This is a genomic window from Streptomyces sp. NPDC003038 (genome assembly GCF_040611115.1).
GTDB lineage: Bacteria > Actinomycetota > Actinomycetes > Streptomycetales > Streptomycetaceae > Streptomyces.
This window is the reverse complement of sequence record NZ_JBEXNN010000009.1, coordinates 1-20,180: the sequence shown is the minus strand read 5'-3', so window position 1 is coordinate 20,180 and position 20,180 is coordinate 1. Positions and strand designations below refer to the sequence as shown.

General features: G+C 72.6%; 21 protein-coding genes and 1 pseudogene. 4 read left to right on the top strand and 18 right to left on the bottom strand.

The genetic code is table 11. From position 1 onward, the window contains the following. Positions 1-45: 45 nt before the first annotated feature. Both ABZX75_RS14010 and ABZX75_RS14005 read left to right on the top strand, forming a co-directional pair. Positions 46-1,221: a CoA transferase gene (locus tag ABZX75_RS14010; protein WP_355410591.1), complete on the top strand. Its 1,176-nt coding sequence runs from the start codon at positions 46-48 to the stop codon at positions 1,219-1,221. Then, positions 1,218-2,033 carry a CoA ester lyase gene (locus tag ABZX75_RS14005; RefSeq protein WP_355410401.1) on the top strand — a complete coding sequence of 272 codons (816 nt, stop codon included), beginning with the start codon at positions 1,218-1,220 and terminating at the stop codon, positions 2,031-2,033. Before ABZX75_RS14010 ends, ABZX75_RS14005 begins: the two co-directional genes overlap by 4 nt. Positions 2,034-2,257: 224 nt before the next feature. On the opposite strand, the gene lgt is transcribed toward ABZX75_RS14005, so the two are convergent. From lgt to hisI, 10 genes and pseudogenes are all read right to left on the bottom strand, one after another. Next, a complete protein-coding gene (lgt, locus tag ABZX75_RS14000) occupies positions 2,258-3,265 on the bottom strand; it encodes a prolipoprotein diacylglyceryl transferase (RefSeq protein ID WP_355410400.1) in 1,008 nt (335 codons plus the stop codon). A 329-nt stretch (positions 3,266-3,594) separates the two neighbouring features. After that, positions 3,595-4,389: pseudogene (locus ABZX75_RS13995) on the bottom strand (thioredoxin domain-containing protein); the annotation flags it as partial. 94 nt (positions 4,390-4,483) lie between these two features. Continuing rightward, complete coding sequence (gene trpA / locus ABZX75_RS13990) at positions 4,484-5,311, bottom strand: tryptophan synthase subunit alpha (protein WP_355410399.1); 828 nt, start codon at positions 5,309-5,311, stop codon at positions 4,484-4,486. Beyond that, positions 5,308-6,579 (bottom strand): tryptophan synthase subunit beta, encoded by a 1,272-nt coding sequence (trpB, locus tag ABZX75_RS13985; protein WP_355410398.1) that lies wholly within the window; start codon positions 6,577-6,579, stop codon positions 5,308-5,310. The genes trpA and trpB overlap by 4 nt, the downstream gene beginning before the upstream one ends. Positions 6,580-7,070: 491 nt before the next feature. After that, positions 7,071-7,880: an indole-3-glycerol phosphate synthase TrpC gene (gene trpC, locus ABZX75_RS13980; protein ID WP_355410397.1), complete on the bottom strand. Its 810-nt coding sequence runs from the start codon at positions 7,878-7,880 to the stop codon at positions 7,071-7,073. 173 nt (positions 7,881-8,053) lie between these two features. Further along, the gene (locus ABZX75_RS13975) at positions 8,054-8,626 is read right to left on the bottom strand and encodes a DUF2752 domain-containing protein (protein ID WP_355410396.1); all 573 of its coding nucleotides are present in this window, start codon (positions 8,624-8,626) and stop codon (positions 8,054-8,056) included. Positions 8,627-8,701: 75 nt separating this feature from the next. Beyond that, positions 8,702-8,953, bottom strand: coding sequence for an HGxxPAAW family protein (locus ABZX75_RS13970; protein ID WP_355410395.1), 252 nt, complete (start codon positions 8,951-8,953; stop codon positions 8,702-8,704). A gap of 118 nt (positions 8,954-9,071) precedes the next feature. Further along, positions 9,072-9,725 carry a TIGR02234 family membrane protein gene (locus tag ABZX75_RS13965; protein WP_355410394.1) on the bottom strand — a complete coding sequence of 218 codons (654 nt, stop codon included), beginning with the start codon at positions 9,723-9,725 and terminating at the stop codon, positions 9,072-9,074. A 14-nt stretch (positions 9,726-9,739) separates the two neighbouring features. After that, positions 9,740-11,257, bottom strand: a complete 1,518-nt coding sequence (locus tag ABZX75_RS13960) for an anthranilate synthase component I (protein ID WP_355410393.1) — start codon at positions 11,255-11,257, stop codon at positions 9,740-9,742. A gap of 15 nt (positions 11,258-11,272) precedes the next feature. Beyond that, positions 11,273-11,659, bottom strand: coding sequence for a phosphoribosyl-AMP cyclohydrolase (gene hisI / locus ABZX75_RS13955; protein WP_355410392.1), 387 nt, complete (start codon positions 11,657-11,659; stop codon positions 11,273-11,275). Between the two features lie 92 nt (positions 11,660-11,751). Here hisI and ABZX75_RS13950 point away from each other — a divergent pair, with 92 nt between their 5' ends. Beyond that, positions 11,752-12,384 (top strand): TIGR03085 family metal-binding protein, encoded by a 633-nt coding sequence (locus tag ABZX75_RS13950; RefSeq protein WP_355410391.1) that lies wholly within the window; start codon positions 11,752-11,754, stop codon positions 12,382-12,384. A 159-nt stretch (positions 12,385-12,543) separates the two neighbouring features. On the opposite strand, the gene hisF is transcribed toward ABZX75_RS13950, so the two are convergent. Genes hisF through hisD form a run of 8 tightly spaced genes read right to left on the bottom strand, consistent with a single transcriptional unit; the run spans position 12,544 to position 18,335 of the window. Further along, entirely contained in the window at positions 12,544-13,299 is a 756-nt protein-coding gene (gene hisF / locus ABZX75_RS13945) for an imidazole glycerol phosphate synthase subunit HisF (RefSeq protein WP_355410390.1), read from the bottom strand. Next, entirely contained in the window at positions 13,296-13,694 is a 399-nt protein-coding gene (locus tag ABZX75_RS13940) for a RidA family protein (protein WP_355410389.1), read from the bottom strand. The genes hisF and ABZX75_RS13940 overlap by 4 nt, the downstream gene beginning before the upstream one ends. Beyond that, positions 13,691-14,422 (bottom strand): bifunctional 1-(5-phosphoribosyl)-5-((5-phosphoribosylamino)methylideneamino)imidazole-4-carboxamide isomerase/phosphoribosylanthranilate isomerase PriA, encoded by a 732-nt coding sequence (gene priA / locus ABZX75_RS13935; RefSeq protein ID WP_355410388.1) that lies wholly within the window; start codon positions 14,420-14,422, stop codon positions 13,691-13,693. Before priA ends, ABZX75_RS13940 begins: the two co-directional genes overlap by 4 nt. After that, complete coding sequence (gene hisH, locus ABZX75_RS13930; RefSeq protein WP_355410387.1) at positions 14,422-15,063, bottom strand: imidazole glycerol phosphate synthase subunit HisH; 642 nt, start codon at positions 15,061-15,063, stop codon at positions 14,422-14,424. Before hisH ends, priA begins: the two co-directional genes overlap by 1 nt. Further along, the gene (locus ABZX75_RS13925) at positions 15,060-15,227 is read right to left on the bottom strand and encodes a hypothetical protein (protein WP_355410386.1); all 168 of its coding nucleotides are present in this window, start codon (positions 15,225-15,227) and stop codon (positions 15,060-15,062) included. Before ABZX75_RS13925 ends, hisH begins: the two co-directional genes overlap by 4 nt. Before the next feature lie 2 nt (positions 15,228-15,229). Further along, positions 15,230-15,823 carry an imidazoleglycerol-phosphate dehydratase HisB gene (gene hisB, locus ABZX75_RS13920; protein ID WP_355410385.1) on the bottom strand — a complete coding sequence of 198 codons (594 nt, stop codon included), beginning with the start codon at positions 15,821-15,823 and terminating at the stop codon, positions 15,230-15,232. Then, positions 15,820-16,935 (bottom strand): histidinol-phosphate transaminase, encoded by a 1,116-nt coding sequence (locus ABZX75_RS13915; RefSeq protein ID WP_355410384.1) that lies wholly within the window; start codon positions 16,933-16,935, stop codon positions 15,820-15,822. The genes hisB and ABZX75_RS13915 overlap by 4 nt, the downstream gene beginning before the upstream one ends. Further along, positions 16,932-18,335: a histidinol dehydrogenase gene (gene hisD, locus ABZX75_RS13910; RefSeq protein ID WP_355410383.1), complete on the bottom strand. Its 1,404-nt coding sequence runs from the start codon at positions 18,333-18,335 to the stop codon at positions 16,932-16,934. The genes ABZX75_RS13915 and hisD overlap by 4 nt, the downstream gene beginning before the upstream one ends. Before the next feature lie 125 nt (positions 18,336-18,460). On the opposite strand from hisD, the gene ABZX75_RS13905 reads away from it, so the two are divergent. Then, entirely contained in the window at positions 18,461-20,059 is a 1,599-nt protein-coding gene (locus ABZX75_RS13905; RefSeq protein ID WP_355410382.1) for an oxidoreductase, read from the top strand. The last annotated feature ends 121 nt before the right edge of the window (positions 20,060-20,180 follow it).

Here is a 20,180-nt window from a genome sequence, read left to right as displayed (position 1 = left end):
GCCGGACCCGCGCCCGCCCCCAATCCCGCCCCACCCTCCGGACCCCTGGAAGGGCTCCGCGTCCTCGATCTCGCCACCCTCTTCGCCGGACCGCTCGCCGCCACCCTGCTCGGCGACTTCGGCGCCGAGGTCGTCAAGGTGGAGCACCCCGAACGCCCCGATCCCTCCCGCGGCCACGGCCCGGCCAAGGACGGCGTCGGCCTGTGGTGGAAGCTGCTCGGCCGGAACAAGCGGACCATGACCCTCGATCTGTCCACATCCGGCGGCCGGGACACCCTGCTGCGGCTGGCCGCCACCGCCGACGTGGTCATCGAGAACTTCCGCCCCGGCACCCTGGAGAGGTGGGGCCTCGGCTGGCCCGAGCTGTCCGCCGCCAACCCGCGCCTGATCCTGACCCGCGTCACGGCCTTCGGCCAGCAGGGCCCGTACGCCGGCCGTCCCGGGTTCGGCACCCTGGCCGAGGCCATGAGCGGCTTCGCCGCGATCACCGGGGAGCCGGACGGGCCGCCGACCCTGCCGCCCTTCGGGCTCGCGGACTCGATCGCCGCACTGACCACCGCGTACGCCGTGATGACCGCGCTCGCCGGCCGCGACCGCACCGGGCACGGGCAGGTAGTGGACCTGGCCATCATCGAGCCGATCCTCACCGTGCTGGGCCCGCACCCGCTCTGGTACGACCAGCTCGGCTACGTCCAGCCCCGCACCGGCAACCGCTCCACCAACAACGCCCCCCGCAACACCTACCGCAGCGCGGACGGTCGCTGGCTGGCGGTCTCCACCTCGGCCCAGTCCATCGCGGAGCGGGTCATGCGGCTGGTCGGACGGCCGGAGCTGATCGCCGAGCCGTGGTTCGCGAACGGCACCGGGCGGGCCGCCCACGCACCCGTCCTGGACGAGGCCGTCGGCGGCTGGATCGCCCGGCACAAGGCGGAGGAGGTCATCGCCGCCTTCGAGGAGGCGCAGGCGGCGGTGGCACAGGTCTACGACGTCCGGGACGTGATGGCCGATCCGCAGTACGCGGCCCTGGACACGGTGACGGAGATCGAGGACCCGGAGCTCGGCCCGCTCCGGATGCAGAACGTCCTCTTCCGGCTCTCCGAGACCCCGGGCGGGATCCGCTGGGCCGGCCGCCCGCACGGCGCGGACACCGAGCAGGTCCTGACCGAACTGGGCCTGGACGAGGCCGAGATCGCCGCGCTCCGGACCGAGGGGGCGGTGTGATCCTGACCTGGCTGTACGCACCGGGCGACCGCCCGGAAGTGGTGGCCAAGGCCCTGCGCAGCGGGGCGGACGCCGTCATCGTCGACTTGGAGGACGCGGTTCCGTGCTCCCGCAAGGAGTTCGCCCGCGCCGCCACCGTCGCGCTGCTCACCGAGCGGCCCCCGGTCCCCGTCCACGTCCGTGTCAACGCGCTCGACTCCCCGTGGGGCGGCGCCGACCTCAGCGCCCTCGCCGGGCTGCACGGCCTGGCCGGGCTGCGGCTGCCCAAGATCAGCGCCCCGGAGCAGATCGCCACCGTCGCCGACCGCACCGGCGGTGTGAGCCTCCATGCCCTGCTGGAATCCGCGCTGGGCGTGGAGCGCGCGTACGAGATCGCCCGCGCCCACCCCGCCCTGCGCGGGCTCTCCCTCGGCGAGGCGGATCTCCGGGCCGACCTGGGCATCAGCGGGGAGGCGGGCCTGGACTGGTCCCGCTGCCGGGTGGTGGTGGCGGCCCGGGCGGCCGGGCTCGTGCCCCCGGCGCAGTCGGTGTTCCCGGACATCCGGGACGTGGAGGCGCTGGCCGCCTCCTGTGCCCGCGGCCGGGCGCTCGGATTTCTCGGCCGGGCGGCGATCCATCCCCGCCAGCTCCCGGTGATCGAGGCGGCCTATCTGCCGGCGCCGGCGGAGGTGACGGCCGCCGAGGAGATCCTCGCGGCCGCCCGCGCCACCCCGGGCGCGCTGGCCCTGCCCGACGGCCGGTTCGTGGATCCGGCCGTCGTGGCGGCGGCGCACCGCACTCTGGCGCTGGCGGAGCGGGTGACCATGCGGTGAGCGCCGACCGGCCGGGCCGGTCACGGGCGCCGACGCGAAGCCGCCGGCCCAGCGGCAGATGCCCGTGACGCGGGCGTACCGGCAGACGTCGCCGCGTCGTCTCCGACCGTGCGGGTGGCTGGCCCCGGGCGGGCGGGTGGCTGGCCCCGGGCGGGCGGGTGGCTGGCCCCGGGCGTGCGGAGGGGGCGCCGCGTCGCGCGGCGCCCCCTCCGGACCCGGTCCGGTCAGCTCTTCTCGGCCTCCGCGGGCGCGTCCCCGGCCGGTTCCGCCTTGCGCAGGCTCGCCTTGACGGCGGAGTCCGCGGGCTCGGCCTTCCCGGCAACGTCCGGCTTCGCCTCGGTGGCCGTCTTCGCGCCGCCCTCCGGCTCCGCCGCACCCGCAGCCGCGTCGGCCACGCCGTCCTTCGGCTCCGACGCGGGCCTGTCCGGTTCGACGACCTCTTCGCGGCCCGGCCGCAGCTTCGCGGACAGCACCAGGTAGACGACGGCCAGCACGAAGACGACGATCGAGGTCCAGACGTTCAGCCGCAGGCCCAGGATGTGGTGCGCCTCGTCGACCCGCATGTATTCGATCCACCCGCGGCCGACGCAGTACGCGGCGACGTACAGGGCGAAGGCCCGTCCGTGGCCGAGCTTGAAGCGGCGGTCGGCCCAGATCACCAGTGCGGCGACGCCGATGCACCACAGCGACTCGTACAGGAAGGTCGGGTGGTAGGTGCCTTCGACCCGGTTCGGGCCTTCGCTGATCTTCACCGCCCAGGGCAGGTCGGTGGCCCGGCCGTAGAGCTCCTGGTTGAACCAGTTGCCCCAGCGTCCGCAGGCCTGGGCCAGCGCGATGCCGGGGGCCAGGGCGTCCGCCCAGGCCGGCAGCGGGATACCGCGCCGCCGGCAGCCGATCCACGCGCCCACCGCGCCCACCGCGATCGCGCCCCAGATGCCGAGGCCGCCCTCCCAGATCTTGAAGGCGTCGACCCAGTTGCGGCCCTCGCCGAAGTAGAGCTGGTAGTCGGTGATCACGTGGTAGAGGCGACCGCCGACAAGGCCGAACGGCACCGCCCACACGGCGATGTCCGCGACCGTGCCCGGCTTCCCGCCGCGCGCGATCCAGCGCTTGTTGCCGAGCCAGACAGCGACGAAGACGCCGATGATGATGCAGAACGCGTAGCCGCGCAGCGGGATCGGTCCGAGATGGATCACGCCGGTCGAGGGGCTGGGGATGTAAGCAATGTCCATGGCAGGGCTGACGCTACCCTGCCGGGCGGTGCGGACCGCAACCCGCCCGGCAAGCCGAAACCAAATCCACACATGACCCAGGCGTGACCCAGGCGTGTCCCTCAGTCCTCTGAGGTCCCCTTCGACACCGCCTTCGACCCGGTCGTCGACGATGCCTTCGGGGTGCCCGACGGCGAGCCCGAGCCCGCAGCGCCCGCTCCGGAGCCGGAGCCGGAGCCGGAGTCCGAGCCGGAGTCCGAGCGGCCCGAAGCCGAGCGCGTGGCCGACGCGGACGCGGACGCCTTGGACGCCGTCGCCTTCGGGGCTCCGGCCGCGCTGCCGCCGCCGGAGCCCTTGGCCGCGGCCTCCACCTGCTCCTTCAGCTTCTGCGGGGTCAGCGGATTCGCCTGGTCGGAGAAGATGTCCTTGCCGTTCAGCAGCACGGTCGGCGTCCCCCGGAAGTTCCCGGCCCGGAACGCCTCGTGCACCTTGCCCACCCAGCTGTTGTGCGTGCCGTCCTCGACGCACGAGCGGAAGGCGGGCGTGTCCAGCCCGTCCACCGTGCCCGCCAGCTCCAGCAGCCTGGCGTTCTTGCCGTAGGCGTCGTCGACCTCCTCCGGCTGGTTCTGGAAGAGCACGTCGTGGTAGGCCGGGAACTTGCCGGCGTCCTGCGCGCAGGCCGCCGCGTTCGCGCTCTTCAGCGAGCCGCTGCCGCCCATGTTCCCGTCGATGAGGGCGACCAGGTGGTAGTCCACCTTGAGCAGTCCCTTGTCCACCAGCTCGTGGATGGTGGCTCTGTAGTTGTCCTCGAAGGCCTTGCAGGCCGGGCAGCGGAAGTCCTCCCACACGGTCAGCGTGGACTTGGCGTCGCTCTTGCCGGTCTGGATGGCGAGGGCGTCCTTGCCGGCGGCCCCGGAGGGGGCCACCACCGGACCGCCCTTGGCTGAGCCGCCGTTCTTGCCGGTGTTCGCCGCGATCAGGCCGACGACGGCGGCCAGGCCGAGTACGCCGACCACCGCCGCCGACACGATGAGGGTCCGCCGTCGCTTGTCCCGGGCCTTCTGCCGCTCGCGCTCCTCGAGGAGTCGCTCCCGGGCCGATCGTTTCGTCGCATCGCGGTTCGCACCGTCGTTCTTCTCGCTCACGTTCGGCCAAACGAAGCGGGGAGGCACTCGCGTGCCTCCCCGCTCCCACTTCCACTCGATCGGGCTACAGAACCCGCCGTGGAGCCGCTCCGCGTCAGCTCCTGCGTACGCCTTCCGCAAGTTCGCCCGCAAGCGCCTGTACGGCTGCCAGCCCGGCCGGCAGGTCGGGCGCGTCCAGGAGCAGCTTCACGAAGGCCGAGCCGACGATCACTCCGTCGGCGAATCCCGCGACCTCCTTGGCCTGGCCGGCGTTGGAGACCCCCAGGCCGACGCAGACCGGCAGCTCGGTCGTGGCGCGGGTGCGCCGCACCAGGTCCTGGGCCTGGGTGCCGACCGACGCGCGGGTGCCGGTGACTCCCATGAGGGAGGCGGCGTAGACGAAGCCGGATCCGGCCGCCGTGATGGTGGCCAGGCGCTCGTCCTTGCTGCTGGGGGCCACGACGAAGACGGTCGCCAGACCGTGCTTGCGCGCGTGCTCCCGCCACAGCGCGGACTCCTGGACCGGCAGGTCGGGCAGGATGCAGCCGGCGCCGCCCGCCTGCGCCAGCTCGGCGGTGAACCGCTCGACGCCGTAGCGGTCGATGGGGTTCCAGTACGTCATGACCAGGATCGGGGCCCCGGTCGCCTCGTGCGCCTCGCGGACCGTACGGATGACGTCGGCGATCCTGACGCCGCCGCGCAGGGCGATGTCATCGGCCGTCTGGATGACCGGGCCGTCCAGCACCGGGTCGCTGTGCGGGAGCCCGATCTCGACGATGTCCGCGCCGCCCGCGATGACGGCCTTGGCCGCCTCGATGGCGCCGTCCACGGTCGGGAAGCCCGCCGGGAGGTAGGCGACCAGAGCGGCGCGGTTCTCGGACTTCGCCTTGGCCAGGGTCGCGCTCAGCAGCTCGACGTTCCCGGTGGCGGTGGTGGCGCTCACTTGTCGTCCCCCTCGGCGAACTCGTTCTCGGCGACTTCCCCGTCGGTGTCGTACAGCCCGAAGTAGCGGGCGGCCGTGTCCATGTCCTTGTCGCCGCGGCCGGACAGGTTGACCACGATCAGGCCGTCCTTGCCCAGTTCCTTGCCCAGGTCGAGCGCTCCCGCGAGGGCGTGCGCCGACTCGATCGCCGGGATGATCCCCTCGGTACGGGAGAGCAGGCGCAGGGCCTGCATCGCCGCGTCGTCGGTGATCGCGCGGTACTCGCCGCGGCCGGAGTCCTTGAGGTAGGAGTGCTCCGGGCCGATGCCCGGGTAGTCCAGGCCGGCCGAGATCGAGTACGGCTCGGTGATCTGGCCCTCCTCGTCCTGGAGGACGTACGACCGGGAGCCGTGCAGGATCCCGGGCTCGCCCGCGGTCAGCGTGGCCGCGTGCTCGCCGGTCTCGACGCCGTGCCCGGCGGGCTCGAAGCCGACGAGGCGGACGTCCGCGTCCGGGATGAAGGCGTGGAAGAGGCCGATGGCGTTGGAGCCGCCGCCGACGCAGGCCGCGACGGCGTCGGGCAGCCGGCCGGCGCGTTCCAGGATCTGGCGGCGGGCCTCGACGCCGATGACGCGGTGGAAGTCGCGGACCATGGCGGGGAAGGGGTGCGGACCGGCGACCGTACCGAAGAGGTAGTGCGTCCGGTCCACGTTGGCGACCCAGTCGCGGAACGCCTCGTTGATGGCGTCCTTGAGGGTCCGCGAGCCGGACTTCACCGCGATGACCTCGGCGCCCAGCATGCGCATCCGGGCCACGTTAAGCGCCTGGCGCCGGGTGTCGATCTCGCCCATGTAGATCGTGCAGTCGAGGCCGAAGAGCGCGCAGGCGGTGGCGGTCGCGACGCCGTGCTGGCCGGCGCCGGTCTCGGCGATGACCCGGGTCTTGCCCATGCGCTTGGTGAGCAGTGCCTGGCCCAGCACGTTGTTGATCTTGTGCGAGCCGGTGTGGTTGAGGTCTTCGCGCTTGAGGAAGATCCGCGCGTTGCCGGCGTGCTCGGCGAAGCGGGGCACCTCGGTGAGGGCGCTGGGCCGGCCGGTGTAGTGGACCATGAGCTCATTGAGCTCGGCCGCGAAGGCCGGGTCGGTCTTGGCCTTCTCGTACTCGACGGCGACCTCGTCCACGGCGGCGACGAGCGCCTCCGGGATGAACTTGCCGCCGAAGTCGCCGAAGTAACCCTCGGCGTTGGGGACGTGACCGTCCGGGTCCGGAATGAAGAACTCGCTGGACATGTCCAGTGCTCCTACGGGGTGCGAGATGCGGCGGGTTGGTTTTCACCGTATTGCGCCGTCCGCCCGCGACGCGCGCTCCCCGCCGGGGGGCATCGTGCGTACGGTACGGAGCGGCCCGCGCCCGGAGCCGTCAGGCCCGGGCGGCAGGCCGTACGGGAGCGCCGCGCGGCATCCACCGCGTGGCATTCCTCGTTACAGCGCGCCTCCGCGACGCCATCGCATGCCGTTGACCTGACCGGGCTCGGAGCCGATCACGTACCGGACCCGCCGCCCGTGCACACGCCGGGCCGGGGCGCGGCAGCCGCGGGGGCGGCAGCCGCGCGCCAGCGGCGCGTGCGCCGTCGGCACGCCGACCGGGCCGCGTCGGCCGGGTCGGGTGCGGACGGAGGGGCGGCCAGGGAGTGTCGTCAAAGTAGCGTCGGCCGCCCGAAGGGCGGGCCCCACCAGCCAGACGGGACTTTGACGACACTCCCTAGGGGCCATGGGACGGGTCAGCTCCGTCCGTGGCGCAGGGCGGGGTGGGCGCCGGCGGCGACGAGGTCGGCCACGGCCGACTTCGGGTCGCGTCCGGTGACCAGGGACTCCCCGACGAGGACGGCGTCGGCGCCCTCGTTCGCGTAGGCGATGAGGTCGTGCGGCCCTCGGATGCCGGATTCGGCGACCTTGACGATGTGGGCCGGGATCTCGGGGACGACGCGCTCGAAGGTGGAGCGGTCGACCTTGAGGTCCTTGAGGTTGCGGGCGTTGACGCCGATGATCTTGGCACCGGCGGCGACCGCGCGCTCGACCTCCTCCTCGTCGTGGACCTCGACGAGCGGGGTGAGGCCGATGGACTCGGCCCGCTCGATGAGGGAGACGAGGGCCTCTTGTTCCAGGGCCGCGACGATCAGCAGCACGAGGTCGGCGCCGTAGGCGCGGGCCTCCCACAGCTGGTACGCCGTGACGATGAAGTCCTTGCGCAGGATCGGGATGTCCACGCGGGCGCGGACGGCCTCCAGGTCGGCCAGCGAGCCGCCGAATCGGCGCTGCTCGGTGAGGACGGAGATGACCGCCGCACCGCCCGCCTCGTAGTCGGCGGCGAGCCCGGCCGGATCGGCGATCGCGGCCAGCGCGCCCTTGGACGGGCTGGAACGCTTGACCTCGCAGATCACCTTGACGCTGTCGCCGCGTAGGGCGGCGACGCCGTCTTTGGCCTGGGGCGCCTTGGCGGCACGCTCCTTGAGCTCGTCGAGGCTCACGCGGGCCTGCCGTTCGGCAAGGTCTTCGCGGACCCCTTCGATGATCTCGTCGAGCACACTCACGCGAGCGGCCCCCTTCCGGGTCGATGACGGTCGGCCGCCTTGCAGACACGTACAACTGCAAGGTCAGCAATCAAATGGTATCCGCAGGAGGCGTTGCCCTCCGCACGCGGTTGACGCCGTCCCAGTAACTGGACATTCGGAATATGGGCTTCATGCGGGCTTCACCGGGGCCCTCAGGGCGCCAGCGCGGAGCCGAATGGCAGATTCCGGATCACCACGAAAACCAGCGCGACGGCGCCGATTCCCCACCAGTACAGCGGCTTCAGGGCGAGCCGCGGGGGCGGCCCGCCACGGAAGGCCCGCACCAGCCACAGGACCATGAAGACGGCGAAGACGAAATAGCCGGCGACCGCGAGGGCATTTGCCCCGAAAGCTGTAGCGAGATCGCCGTGGGCGAACGCGTGTGCGCTGCGCAGGCCGCCGCAGCCGGGGCACAGGATCCTGGTCAGGCTCAGCAGCGGGCAGACGGGGTAGTGGCCGGGTTCGTTGGGGTCCACGGTGCCCACGTACGCGAAGGCCGAGGCGGCCGCGGCGAGGGTGAGCGCCGGCGCGGCGAGCCGCCGGGCCCGGGAGCGCCGTACCGCGGACGCCGGCGCTCGCGCCGGTCCGGCCTGCTGCGGCCACGGGGGCCGGTCGGGCCCTTCGGACCGTTCGGGCCGGTCGCGCCCTTCGGGCTGTTCTCGCGCCGTCGGCGGCACGACATCGGGGGTGCGGGAAGCGTCCACCCGCTGATTCTCTCCGGTCATGACAAAAGGCGCAGCCCGACCGGGCCGCGCCTTTCGGCTGCGCTGATGCGACCGCGCCGACCGCGCCGACCGCACTCAGACCTTGGCGGGGGTCTTGCGGGCGGCGATGACCTCGGCCAGGTCCTTGTGGGCGGGCTTCGGCGCGCCCATGCCCGCGGCCTTCATCGCCATGCCGACGACACCGCCCAGGGCGACGACGACGAGACCGGCCCAGAAACCGAGCGGGTTCGCCAGCACCATGAAGGCGCCGGAGATGCAGAAACCGATGAAGGCGATGAAGACACCGGTCCAGGCGGCCTTGGTGTGTCCGTGGTCTGTGCCCGCCATGAGTTGCTCCTCGTTGCTCTGTCGCACGTGCTGTGTCGAATGCTCGGTGGCCATTGTCCCGCACCGGGCAGGGTCGCCGTCCAGGGGGGTCGGCTCTGCGGCCGGGTCGGGGACCGGGTCAGCGGGTCGGATCCTCGCCGCGGTCCAGAGCCTTCCACAGATCTTCCGGCCGGTCCGGATCCACCGCCGCGACCGTACGCCTCCGGGGGCTGCCGTCACGCTCGTACCGGCCGCCCATCGCGGGCCAGCCGCGGCCGAACCACAGGGCCAGCAGTCCGGCGGCCAGGATCAGGATGCCGCCGGCGGCCGTGACGTACGGCCACGCCGTATGGCTCAGTCCCGCCACCCGCGCCGCGGTGTCCGCCGTCGTACGGGCGGCCTCCGCGTCCAGCGCACGGCGGTCGTCGGCGGCGAAGAGAGCGGCCAGCGCCGCACCCAGGCCGCTCAGCGCGAGCAGCCCGGACACCAGCAGCCGGCCCCTGCCGCGGACGGCGAAGACGGCGACCAGCGCGGCGAGCCCCACGATGGCCAGCGCGGCGGGGAGCCCGGTGACGGCCCGCCCGTCCGCGGTCAGGGGCAGCGCACCGCCTCCGACGGCGGCGGTGCCCCGGGCCCAGGTCCGGCCGGAGGCGAGCAGGACGACGGTGGCTCCGAGCGCGCCGAGCAGGAGGGCGACGGCCACACTGCGGCGGCCGCCGCGGCTCTCCGGGCTCTCGTGGCTCTCGGACGCGGCATCGGGACGGGGCGGGGGTGCGGCACTCACGCACCCCACTATCCCCTACGCCCTCAAGAGCCGTGGAGGCGGTTCGCCGCTGCCACGGCGCGCAGCACCGCGGCCGCCTTGTTGCGGCACTCGTCGTCCTCCAGCTGCGGCACGGAGTCGGCGACGACCCCCGCGCCGGCCTGCACGTACGCCGTACCGTCGCGCAGCAGCGCGGTGCGGATGGCGATGGCCGTGTCGGAGTCCCCGGCGAAGTCGAGATAGCCCACGCAGCCGCCGTACAGGCCGCGCCGGGAGGGCTCCAGCTCCTCGATGATCTGCATGGCGCGGGGCTTGGGCGCGCCGGAAAGGGTGCCGGCCGGGAAGCAGGCGGTGAGCACGTCGAAGGCGGTCTTCCCTTCGGCGACCTTCCCGGTGACCGTGGAGACGATGTGCATGACGTGCGAGTACCGCTCGATGCTCATGAAGTCGACGACCTCGACGGAGCCGGGCTCGCAGACCCGCCCGAGGTCGTTGCGGCCCAGGTCGACGAGCATCAGGTGCTCGGCGCGCTCCTTGGGGTCGGCGAGCAGTTCCTCGGCGAGGTCGTGGTCCTCCTGCGGGGTGGCGCCGCGGTGCCGGGTGCCGGCGATGGGGTGGACCATGGCCCGCCCGTCCTCGACCTTGACCAGGGCCTCGGGGCTCGACCCGACCACGTCGAAGCCGTTCTCGAAGCGGAAGAGGTACATGTACGGGGACGGGTTGGTGGCCCGCAGCACCCGGTAGACGTCCAGCGCGGAGGCGTGGCAGGGGGTCTCGAACCGCTGTGAGGGCACCACCTGGAAGGCCTCGCCGGCCCGGATCCGCTCCTTGATGTCCTCGACGGCGGCCTGGTACTTCTCGCCGCCCCACAGCGCGGAGACCGTGCCGTCGGCGAAGCCCGGCGGCTCGGAGGCCGGCAGCGGGGCGGGCTGGTAGGGGGCCGGCCGCGCGAGGTCGGCCTCCATGGCGTCGAGCCGCCGGACGGCGTCCGCGTACGCCTCGTCGACCCCGGAGTCCAGGTCGTTGTGGTTGATCGCGTTGGCGATCAGCTGGACGGTGCCGTCCCAGTGGTCCAGGACCGCCAGGTCGGAGGCGAGCAGCATGGTCAGCTCGGGCAGCTGGAGGTCGTCGGTGCCGTGCTCGCCGATGCGCTCCAGGCGGCGCACGATGTCGTAGCCGAGGTAGCCGACCATGCCGCCGGTGAAGGGCGGCAGGGCCCCGCCCAGAAGGTCGGCCAGGTCGCGGGGGGTGTGCAGGGCCTCGACGGTCGCGCGCAGGGCTTCGAGCGGGTCGCCGTCGGTGGGCACGCCGACGGGCGGGGTGCCGATCCAGTGCGCCTGGCCCTCCCGGACCGTCAGGGTCGAGTCGCTGCGTACGCCGACGAAGGAGTAGCGGGACCATGAGCGGCCGTTCTCGGCGGATTCCAGCAGGAAGGTGCCGGGGCGTTCGGCGGCCAGCTTGCGGTAGAGCCCGACGGGGGTGTCCCCGTCGGCCAGCAGCTTGCGGCTCACGGGGATGACGCGGCGGTCGGCCGCGAGCTTGCGGAACGTCTCAAGATCCATGGCGTGGGACCCTACCTATTCGGCGGACTGGCCGGGCGCGGCGGCGAGGGGCAGGACGTCGGCGTCGAAGCAGGTCCGGGCGCCGGTGTGGCAGGCGGCCCCGACCTGGTTGACCTTGACGAGCACGGTGTCGGCGTCGCAGTCGAGGGCGACGGACTTCACGTGCTGGAAGTGACCGGAAGTGTCCCCCTTGACCCAGTACTCCTGGCGGCTGCGGGACCAGTAGGTGCAGCGGCCGGTGGTCAGGGTGCGGTGCAGGGCCTCGTCATCCATCCAGCCCAGCATGAGCACCTCACCGGTGTCGTACTGCTGGGCGATGGCCGGTACCAGGCCGTCGGCGGAGCGCTTGAGGCGCGCGGCGATGGCGGGGTCGAGGTTGCCGGAGCGGGGGGACGTACTCATGCGGCCATTGTGCCGGGCGGGAGCGGTGACCACGGGCCCCTGTCCGCCTGATGAGCAGGCGGACGGCGTCTTCCGGCCGTAGGCTGGCCCGTATGTCTACCCATGCGAAGCGTGAACGCCTGCTGCTGGCGGACCTGTTGGAGGCGGCCGGACCGGAGGCGCCGACGCTGTGCGACAACTGGACGACGCGGGAGCTGGCGGCCCACGTGGTCGTCCGCGAGAGCCGGCCGGACGCGGCGGGCGGTCTGCTGCTCAACGTGCTGAAGGCCCGGCTGGACAAGGTGATGGAGGAGTACACCGCCAAGCCGTACGAGGAACTGATCCGGCTGATCCGGACCGGCCCGCCGAAGATGTCCGTGTACGCGCTGAAGCAGATCGACGAGGCGGCGAACGCGGTGGAGTTCTACGTCCACTCCGAGGACGTGCGGCGGGCCCAGCCGGACTGGTCGCCGCGGGAGCTGGACCCGGTCTTCTCGGACGCGCTGTGGTCCCGGCTGGAGAAACTGGCCCGCCTGACGGGCCGACGCTCACCGGTGGGCCTGGTGCTGCGCCGGCCGGACGGCCAGACGGCGGTGGCGCACAAGGGGACGCCGGTGGTGACGGTGACCGGGGAGCCGGGTGAGCTGATGCTGTTCTGCTTCGGCCGCCAGGACGCTGTCGCTGTGACGCTGGACGGGGACAAGGACGCGGTGGCCCGCCTGGCCACGGCGAAACTGGGCATCTGACGGATCCCCGCACCTCAGCCTCGCCGGCGTTCGAGGCGCGAGTCCGGGCGGCGCCCGGTGCCCGGCGGAGCCGGGATCCCTGGGGCTCCGCCCCAGACCCCGCGCCTCAAACGCCGGCGAGGCCGAGGGCCCGCCGACGGGGCTGAGGGCCGGGGGCGGTCAGCGGACGGGGTGGCCCGCCTCGCGCAGGGCGGCCTTGACCTCGGAGATCCGCAGGTCGCCGAAGTGGAACACCGACGCCGCGAGCACCGCGTCGGCGCCCGCCGCGATCGCCGGCGGGAAGTGCGCGAGCTCGCCCGCACCGCCCGAGGCGATCACCGGGACCGTGACGTGCTTGCGCACGGCCGCGATCATCTCGGTGTCGTAGCCGTCCTTCGTGCCGTCCGCGTCCATCGAGTTCAACAGGATTTCCCCGGCGCCCAGTTCGGCCGCCCGGTGCGCCCACTCGACGGCGTCGATGCCGGTGCCGACACGGCCGCCGTGCGTGGTGACCTCGAAGGAGCCCGTGGCCGTGCGGCGCGCGTCGACGGACAGGACGAGGACCTGGCGGCCGAAGCGTTCCGCGATCTCCTGGATGAGCTCGGGGCGCGCGATGGCGGCGGTGTTCACGCCCACCTTGTCCGCGCCCGCGCGCAGCAGCTTGTCCACGTCGTCCGCGGTGCGGACGCCGCCGCCCACGGTCAGCGGGATGAAGACCTGCTCGGCGGTCCTGCGCACCACGTCGTAGGTGGTCTCGCGGTTGCCCGAGGACGCCGTGATGTCGAGGAAGGTCAGCTCGTCGGCGCCCTCGGCGTCGTACAGCTTCGCCATCTCCACCGGGTCGCCGGCGTCGCGCAGGTTCTGGAAGTTGACGCCCTTGACGACGCGGCCGTTGTCCACGTCCAGGCAGGGGATCACCCTTACGGCCAGGGTCATGCTGATTCTCCCGGTTCGGCGCGGAAGGCTTCGACCTCGACCTCGACGACCATGCCGGGGCCGACGAAGCCTGAGACGATGATCATGGATGCGGCGGGGCGGACCGCGTCGAACAGCTCCTTGTGGGCGCGGCCCACGTCGTCCACGTCCCGGGCGTGCGTGAGGTACATCCGGGTACGGACCACGTGCTCCGGGCCGAGCCCGGCCTGTTCCAGCGCCTTGAAGGCGACGCCGAAGGCCGTGATCGCCTGCTCGTACGGGCCGCCGCCCTCGGCCGCGGTGCAGCCGGAGACGAGGACGAGTCCGTTCGGGAGCTGGACGGCACGGGAGTAGCCGATGACGTCCTCGTAGGGGCCGCCGGAGGAGATGCGGCGTACCGCGTCGGACGAGCTCATGCGGAGACCGCCTCCAGCGCCTCTTCCAGGGTGAAGGCCTTGGCGTACAGGGCCTTGCCGACGATCGCGCCCTCGACGCCCAGCGGCACCAGCTCGGACAGTGCTCGCAGGTCGTCCAGCGAGGAGATGCCGCCGGAGGCCACGACGGGCCGGTCGGTGGCGGCGCAGACGTTCCGCAGCAGTTCCAGGTTGGGGCCGGTCAGCGTGCCGTCCTTGCCGATGTCGGTGACGACGTACCGGGCGCAGCCCTCGGAGTCCAGGCGCGCGAGGGTTTCGTACAGGTCGCCGCCCTCGCTCGTCCAGCCCCGGCCCTTGAGGGTGGTGCCCCGCACGTCGAGGCCGACCGCGATCCGGTCGCCGTGCTCGGCGATGGCCTTGGCCGCCCACTCGGGGGTCTCCAGGGCCGCCGTGCCCAGGTTGACGCGGGTGCAGCCGGTGGCGAGGGCCGCGGCGAGCGAGGCGTCGTCGCGGATGCCGCCGGACAGTTCGACCTTGATGTCCATGGCGCGGGTGATCTCGGCGATCACGGCGCGGTTGTCGCCGGTACCGAAGGCGGCGTCCAGATCGACCAGGTGCAGCCACTCGGCACCGGAGCGCTGCCAGGCGAGGGCCGCCTCCAGCGGGGAGCCGTAGGAGGTCTCGCTGCCGGACACCCCGTGCACGAGGCGGACGGCCTGTCCGTCGCGGACGTCGACCGCGGGCAGGAGCTCAAGTGTGCGTGCGGTCATCACAGGGTCTCGATCCAGTTGGTGAGGAGCTGGGCGCCGGCGTCGCCGGACTTCTCGGGGTGGAACTGGGTGGCCCACAGGGCACCGTTCTCCACCGCCGCGACGAAGCGCTGGCCGTGAGTGGCCCAGGTGACCTTGGGAGGACGGATCAGCGGGTTGGTGACCTCCAGGGTCCACTCGCGCGCCGCGTAGGAGTGCACGAAGTAGAACCGGGCGTCGTCGTCCAGGCCGGCGAAGGCCTGGCTGTCGGACGGGGCCTGGACCGTGTTCCAGCCCATGTGGGGGACGATCGGGGCCTTGAGCGGGCCGACCGTGCCGGGCCACTCGTCGAGACCTGAAGTCTCCACGCCGTGCTCGATGCCGCGTTCGAAGAGGATCTGCATGCCGACGCAGATGCCCATGACCGGGCGGCCGCCGGAGAGCCGGCGGCCGATGATCCAGTCGCCGCGGACGTCCTTGAGCCCCTGCATGCAGGCGGAGAAGGCGCCGACGCCGGGGACGAGGAGTCCGTCGGCGTCCATGGCCTTGTCGTAGTCACGGGTGATCTCGACGTCCGCGCCGACGCGTGCGAGGGCGCGCTCGGCGGAGCGGACGTTGCCGAAGCCGTAGTCGAAGACCACGACGGTCTTGTTTGCGCTCATTCCCAGATCCCTCGAATCCGCAGGACTCCGGCGAGCAGACACATCGCGGAGCCGATGGCGAGCAGCACGACGACCGACTTGGGCATCTGCTGCTTCTGGAAGGAGTAGACGCCGCCGGCCAGGAAGAGGCCGAGGACGATGAGGATGGTGTTCAGGCCGGTCACGGCTAGAGGGCGCCCTTCGTGGAGGGCAGGATGCCGGCCGCGCGCGGGTCGAGCTCCGCGGCATAGCGCAGGGCGCGGGCGAGGGCCTTGAACTGGCACTCCACGATGTGGTGGGCGTTGCGGCCGTACGGGACGTGGATGTGCAGCGCGATCTGGGCCTGCGCGACGAAGGACTCGAAGATGTGCCGCGTCATCGTCGTGTCGTACGAGCCGATCATCGGCGCCATGTTCTCGGGCTCGGTGTGCACGAGGTAGGGGCGGCCGGACAGGTCGACGGTCACCTGGGCGAGGGACTCGTCGAGGGGCACGGTGCAGTTGCCGAAGCGGTAGATGCCCACCTTGTCGCCGAGCGCCTGCTTGAAGGCGGCGCCGAGCGCGAGGGCGGTGTCCTCGATGGTGTGGTGGGTGTCGATGTGCAGGTCGCCGTCGGTCTTGACCGTGAGGTCGAAGAGGCCGTGGCGGCCGAGCTGGTCGAGCATGTGGTCGAAGAAGCCCACACCCGTGGACACTGCGACGTCGCCCCTGCCGTCGAGGTTTATCTCGACGACGACCGAGGTCTCCTTCGTGGTCCGTTCGACCCGTCCGATGCGGCTCATGCGTGCTGCTCCTTCTTCAGTGCGCGAACCGCTTCCAGGAACGCGTCGTTCTCGGCCGGGGTGCCCGCGGTGACCCGCAGCCAGCCCGGTACGCCGTTGTCCCGGACCAGGACACCCTGGTCGAGGAGCTTCTGCCAGGCGGTGTGGGAGTCCGCGAACTTCCCGAACTGGACGAAGTTCGCGTCGGAGTCGGTGACCTCGCAGCCGATGGCCCGCAGCTCGGTGACGAGGCGGTCCCGCTCGGCCTTGAGCTGCTCGACGTAGCCGAGCAGGGTGTCGGTGTGCTCCAGGGCGGCCAGTGCGGTCGCCTGGGTGACGGCCGACAGGTGGTACGGCAGGCGCACCAGCTGGACGGCGTCGACCACGGCGGGGTGGGCGGCCAGGTAGCCGAGGCGCAGGCCGGCGGCGCCGAAGGCCTTGGACATGGTCCGGGAGATCACCAGATTCGGCCGGCCCTCGATGAGGGGCAGCAGCGAGTCCCGGTGGCTGAACTCGACGTACGCCTCGTCCACGACGACGAGGGACGGCTTGGCCGCCTGGGCCGCCTCGTAGAGGGCGAGGACGGTCTCCGCCTCGACCGCGGTGCCCGTGGGGTTGTTGGGGGAGGTGATGAAGACGACGTCCGGCGCGTTCTCTGCGATAGCCCGCTCGGCCGCCTCGACGTCGATCGTGAAGTCGGGTCGGCGCGGGCCGGAGATCCAGCCGGTGCCGGTGCCGCGGGCGATCAGGCCGTGCATCGAGTACGAGGGCTCGAAGCCGATCGCCGTCCGGCCGGGCCCGCCGAAGGTCTGCAGCAGCTGCTGGATGACCTCGTTGGAACCGTTGGCCGCCCATACGTTCTCCCGCGCGACCGGGTGCTTGCCCGTACGGGTCAGGTAGGCGGCGAGCTCGGTCCGCAGCTCGACCGCGTCCCGGTCGGGGTAGCGGTTGAGGGTGCGGGCCGCGTCGGCGACGCGCTCGGCGATGCGCCGCACGAGGGGCTCGGGCAGCTCGTACGGGTTCTCGTTGGTGTTCAGCTGGACGGGCACGTCGAGCTGCGGGGCGCCGTACGGGGTCTTGCCGCGCAGTTCGTCCCGGATGGGGAGATCGTCAATGCCGATGGTGCCGGTCATGACTGTGGAACCCTCCACCCACTGGGCTGACCTTGGTCGCCTCCGGCACTGTGCTCGTCTTGTTCGCCTCCGGCACTGTGCTCGTCTTGTTCGCCTCCGGCGAAACGCGCCTTCACTGCGGCGCCGTGCGCCGGCAGGTCCTCGGCCTCGGCCAGCGTGACCACGTGGTGGGCGACCTCGGCGAGTGCGTCGCGCGTGTAGTCGACGATGTGGATGCCGCGCAGGAACGACTGCACGGACAGGCCGGAGGAGTGGCAGGCGCAGCCGCCGGTGGGCAGCACGTGGTTCGAGCCGGCGCAGTAGTCGCCGAGCGAGACGGGGGCCCAGGGGCCGACGAAGATCGCTCCGGCGTTGCGGACCCGGGCGGCCCAGACGGCGGCGTCGGCGGTCTGGATCTCCAGGTGCTCGGCGCCGTAGGCGTCGACGACCTTGAGCCCGTCCTCCAGGCTGTCGACCAGCACGATCGCGGACTGGCGGCCGGCGAGGGCCGGCTTGATCCGGTCCTCGATGTGCTTGGAGGCCGCGACCTGCGGCTCCAGCTCCTTCTCGACGGCGGCAGCGAGCTCGGCGGAGTCCGTGACGAGGACGGCCGCGGCCAGCGGGTCGTGCTCGGCCTGGCTGATCAGGTCGGCGGCGACGTGCACCGGGTCGGCCGTGGAGTCCGCGAGGACCGCGATCTCGGTCGGGCCGGCCTCGGTGTCGATGCCGATCTTGCCGGTGAAGTAGCGCTTGGCGGCGGCGACCCAGATGTTGCCGGGGCCGGTCACCATGTTCGCGGGCAGGCACTCCTCGGTCCCGTACGCGAACATCGCGACGGCCTGGGCGCCACCGGCCGCGTACACCTCGTCGACACCCAGCAAGGCGCAGGCGGCGAGGATCGTGGGGTGCGGAAGGCCGTCGAATTCGACCTGCGGCGGGGACGCGAGCGCGATCGACTCGACGCCGGCCTCCTGCGCCGGTACGACGTTCATCACCACGGAGGACGGGTACACCGAGCGGCCGCCCGGGGCGTACAGCCCCACGCGCTCCACCGGAACCCACTTCTCGGTCACCGTGCCGCCCGGGACCACCTGGGTGGTGTGCTCGGTGCGGCGCTGGTTGCGGTGGACGATCCGGGCGCGCCGGATCGACTCCTCCAGGGCGGCGCGGACGGCCGGGTCCAGCTGCTCCAGGGCGGCCGCGATGGCCTCCACGGGCACCCGTACCTGCGAGAGCTCGACACCGTCGAACTTCTGCGCGTATTCGATCAGCGCCGCCGTGCCACGATGATGGACGTCCTCGCAGATGGGCCGCACCTTCTCCAGGGCAGCTTCTACGTCGAACTCGGCACGGGGCAGCAGATCGCGCAGGGCGCCGCCCTCGGGGAGGGCGTCACCGCGCAGGTCGATACGAGAGATCACGCCACAATTCTCTCAGACCGGCTCGCGGCACCGTTCCCCTGTATCACTGGCTGATACGAGCCCCGGCTGTCACACCCGCCCGTTAGCGTTCCCTTACACGCAGCACACAGCGGAGGGGGGCCGCCATGACCGAGGCACGCGCGGACGGGGAACCGGCGGATCTCACCGGTCCCGAGCGCCGGATGTGGAACGCCTACCGCACGGGCAGCGTCTGCGACCTCAGTGCCCGCGCCGCCGACCGTGACGATCCGCACAGTGACCGGGCGTGGGGGCCCGAGCGCGGCGTCCGCGCCCAGATCGTGGCCCTGCTGCTGCTCCACGGGCCGCCGCCCGTCCCGGGCCGGGTGGCCTCGCTCAAGCTGCGCGGCGTACGGATCACCGGGCGGCTCGACCTGTCCGGCGGCACGGTGACGCCGTATGTGGAGCTCCAGTCCTGCCGCTTCGACAGCGAGGTACAGCTGTCCGAAGCCCGCTTCGGCACGCTGCGCCTGGTCAACTGCGCGATTCCCCGGCTGGACGCGGCCCGCCTGCACACCGAGGGGGATCTGCACCTGCCGCGCTGCCGGGTGGCCCGGGGCATCCGGCTGACCGACGCGCAGATCGGCACCGACCTGCTGATCAGCCAGGCCGTGGTGCAGCGCGACACCAAGGGCCGGGCGATCGCCGCCGACGGGATGTCGGTCGCACAGGACTTCCAGGGCGAGCTGCTGGAGACGTACGGCGAGGTGAGCCTGCGGGGCGCGAAGGTCGGCGTGTCGATGAACCTGCGCGGGGCCCGCCTGCGCAACGCGTACGGACGGTACGCCCTGAACGCCCCGCAGCTGACCGTCGAGCGGACCTTGTACCTGACCTCGATCGCCCTGGACTACGTCCCCGGCGGCTCCGGCTCCTCCACTCCCCCGTACGGGCTGGGCCAGACGCCGACGCGCGGACAGCGGGCGCAGCGCTTCGAGTGCCGGGGCGGGCTGCGGCTGGACGACGGGCGCTTCGGCGACGCCGTCGACTTCTACGGCTCGCGGTTCCTGCTCACCGCCGAGCAGGAGATATCCCTGCGCCGGATCCAGACGCCCGAGTTCCGCTTCGTGGGCGAGCGGCCGGAGCACGGTCGCGTGGTGGTGTCCGGGGCCAAGGTGGTCAAGCTCGTCGACACCGCCACGAGCTGGCCCGGCCCGGGCGGGGTGTCGATCGAGGGTTTCGTCTACGAGAACCTCGCGCCCCGCGGCCACTTCCCGCTGTCGCGCCGGCTGGCCTGGGTCGAGGCGGCCACCCCCGAGTACTCGCCGGAGCCGTACGAGCGGCTGGCCACGGTCCTGCGGGCCAGCGGTGAGGACGCGGACGCCCGCGAGGTGCTGCTGGCGAAGCAGCGGCGGCGCAGGGCCACCCTGCCCGCGGCGGCCAGGGCCTGGGGCCACGTCCAGGACTGGACGGTGGTCTACGGGTACCGCCCCGGCCGGGCGGCGCTGTGGATGGCGGTCCTGTGGGCGGCGGGCGCGCTGCTGTTCTCCCAGCACGATCCGCCCCCGATCAAGGCCGGCGAACACCCGCAGTGGAATGCCGCCCTGTACGCCCTGGACCTGCTGCTGCCGGTGATCGACCTCGGCCAGGAGGGCCACTGGAAGGTGGCGGGCGGCTGGCAGTGGGGCGCCGCAGCCCTCGTCGTCCTCGGCTGGATCCTGGCCACGACGGTGGCGGCGGGTGCGTCCCGCCTGCTGCGGAGGGGGTGACGGGTCCGGCCCGGACGTCGGTCACGGCCGGGCCCGGCCGTGACCCACGGCCGGGCCCCGCCCGCCCCGCGCCCCGCCCGGCCCCCCCGCGGGGGGTCCCCCCCCCGGCCCCCGGAGACCC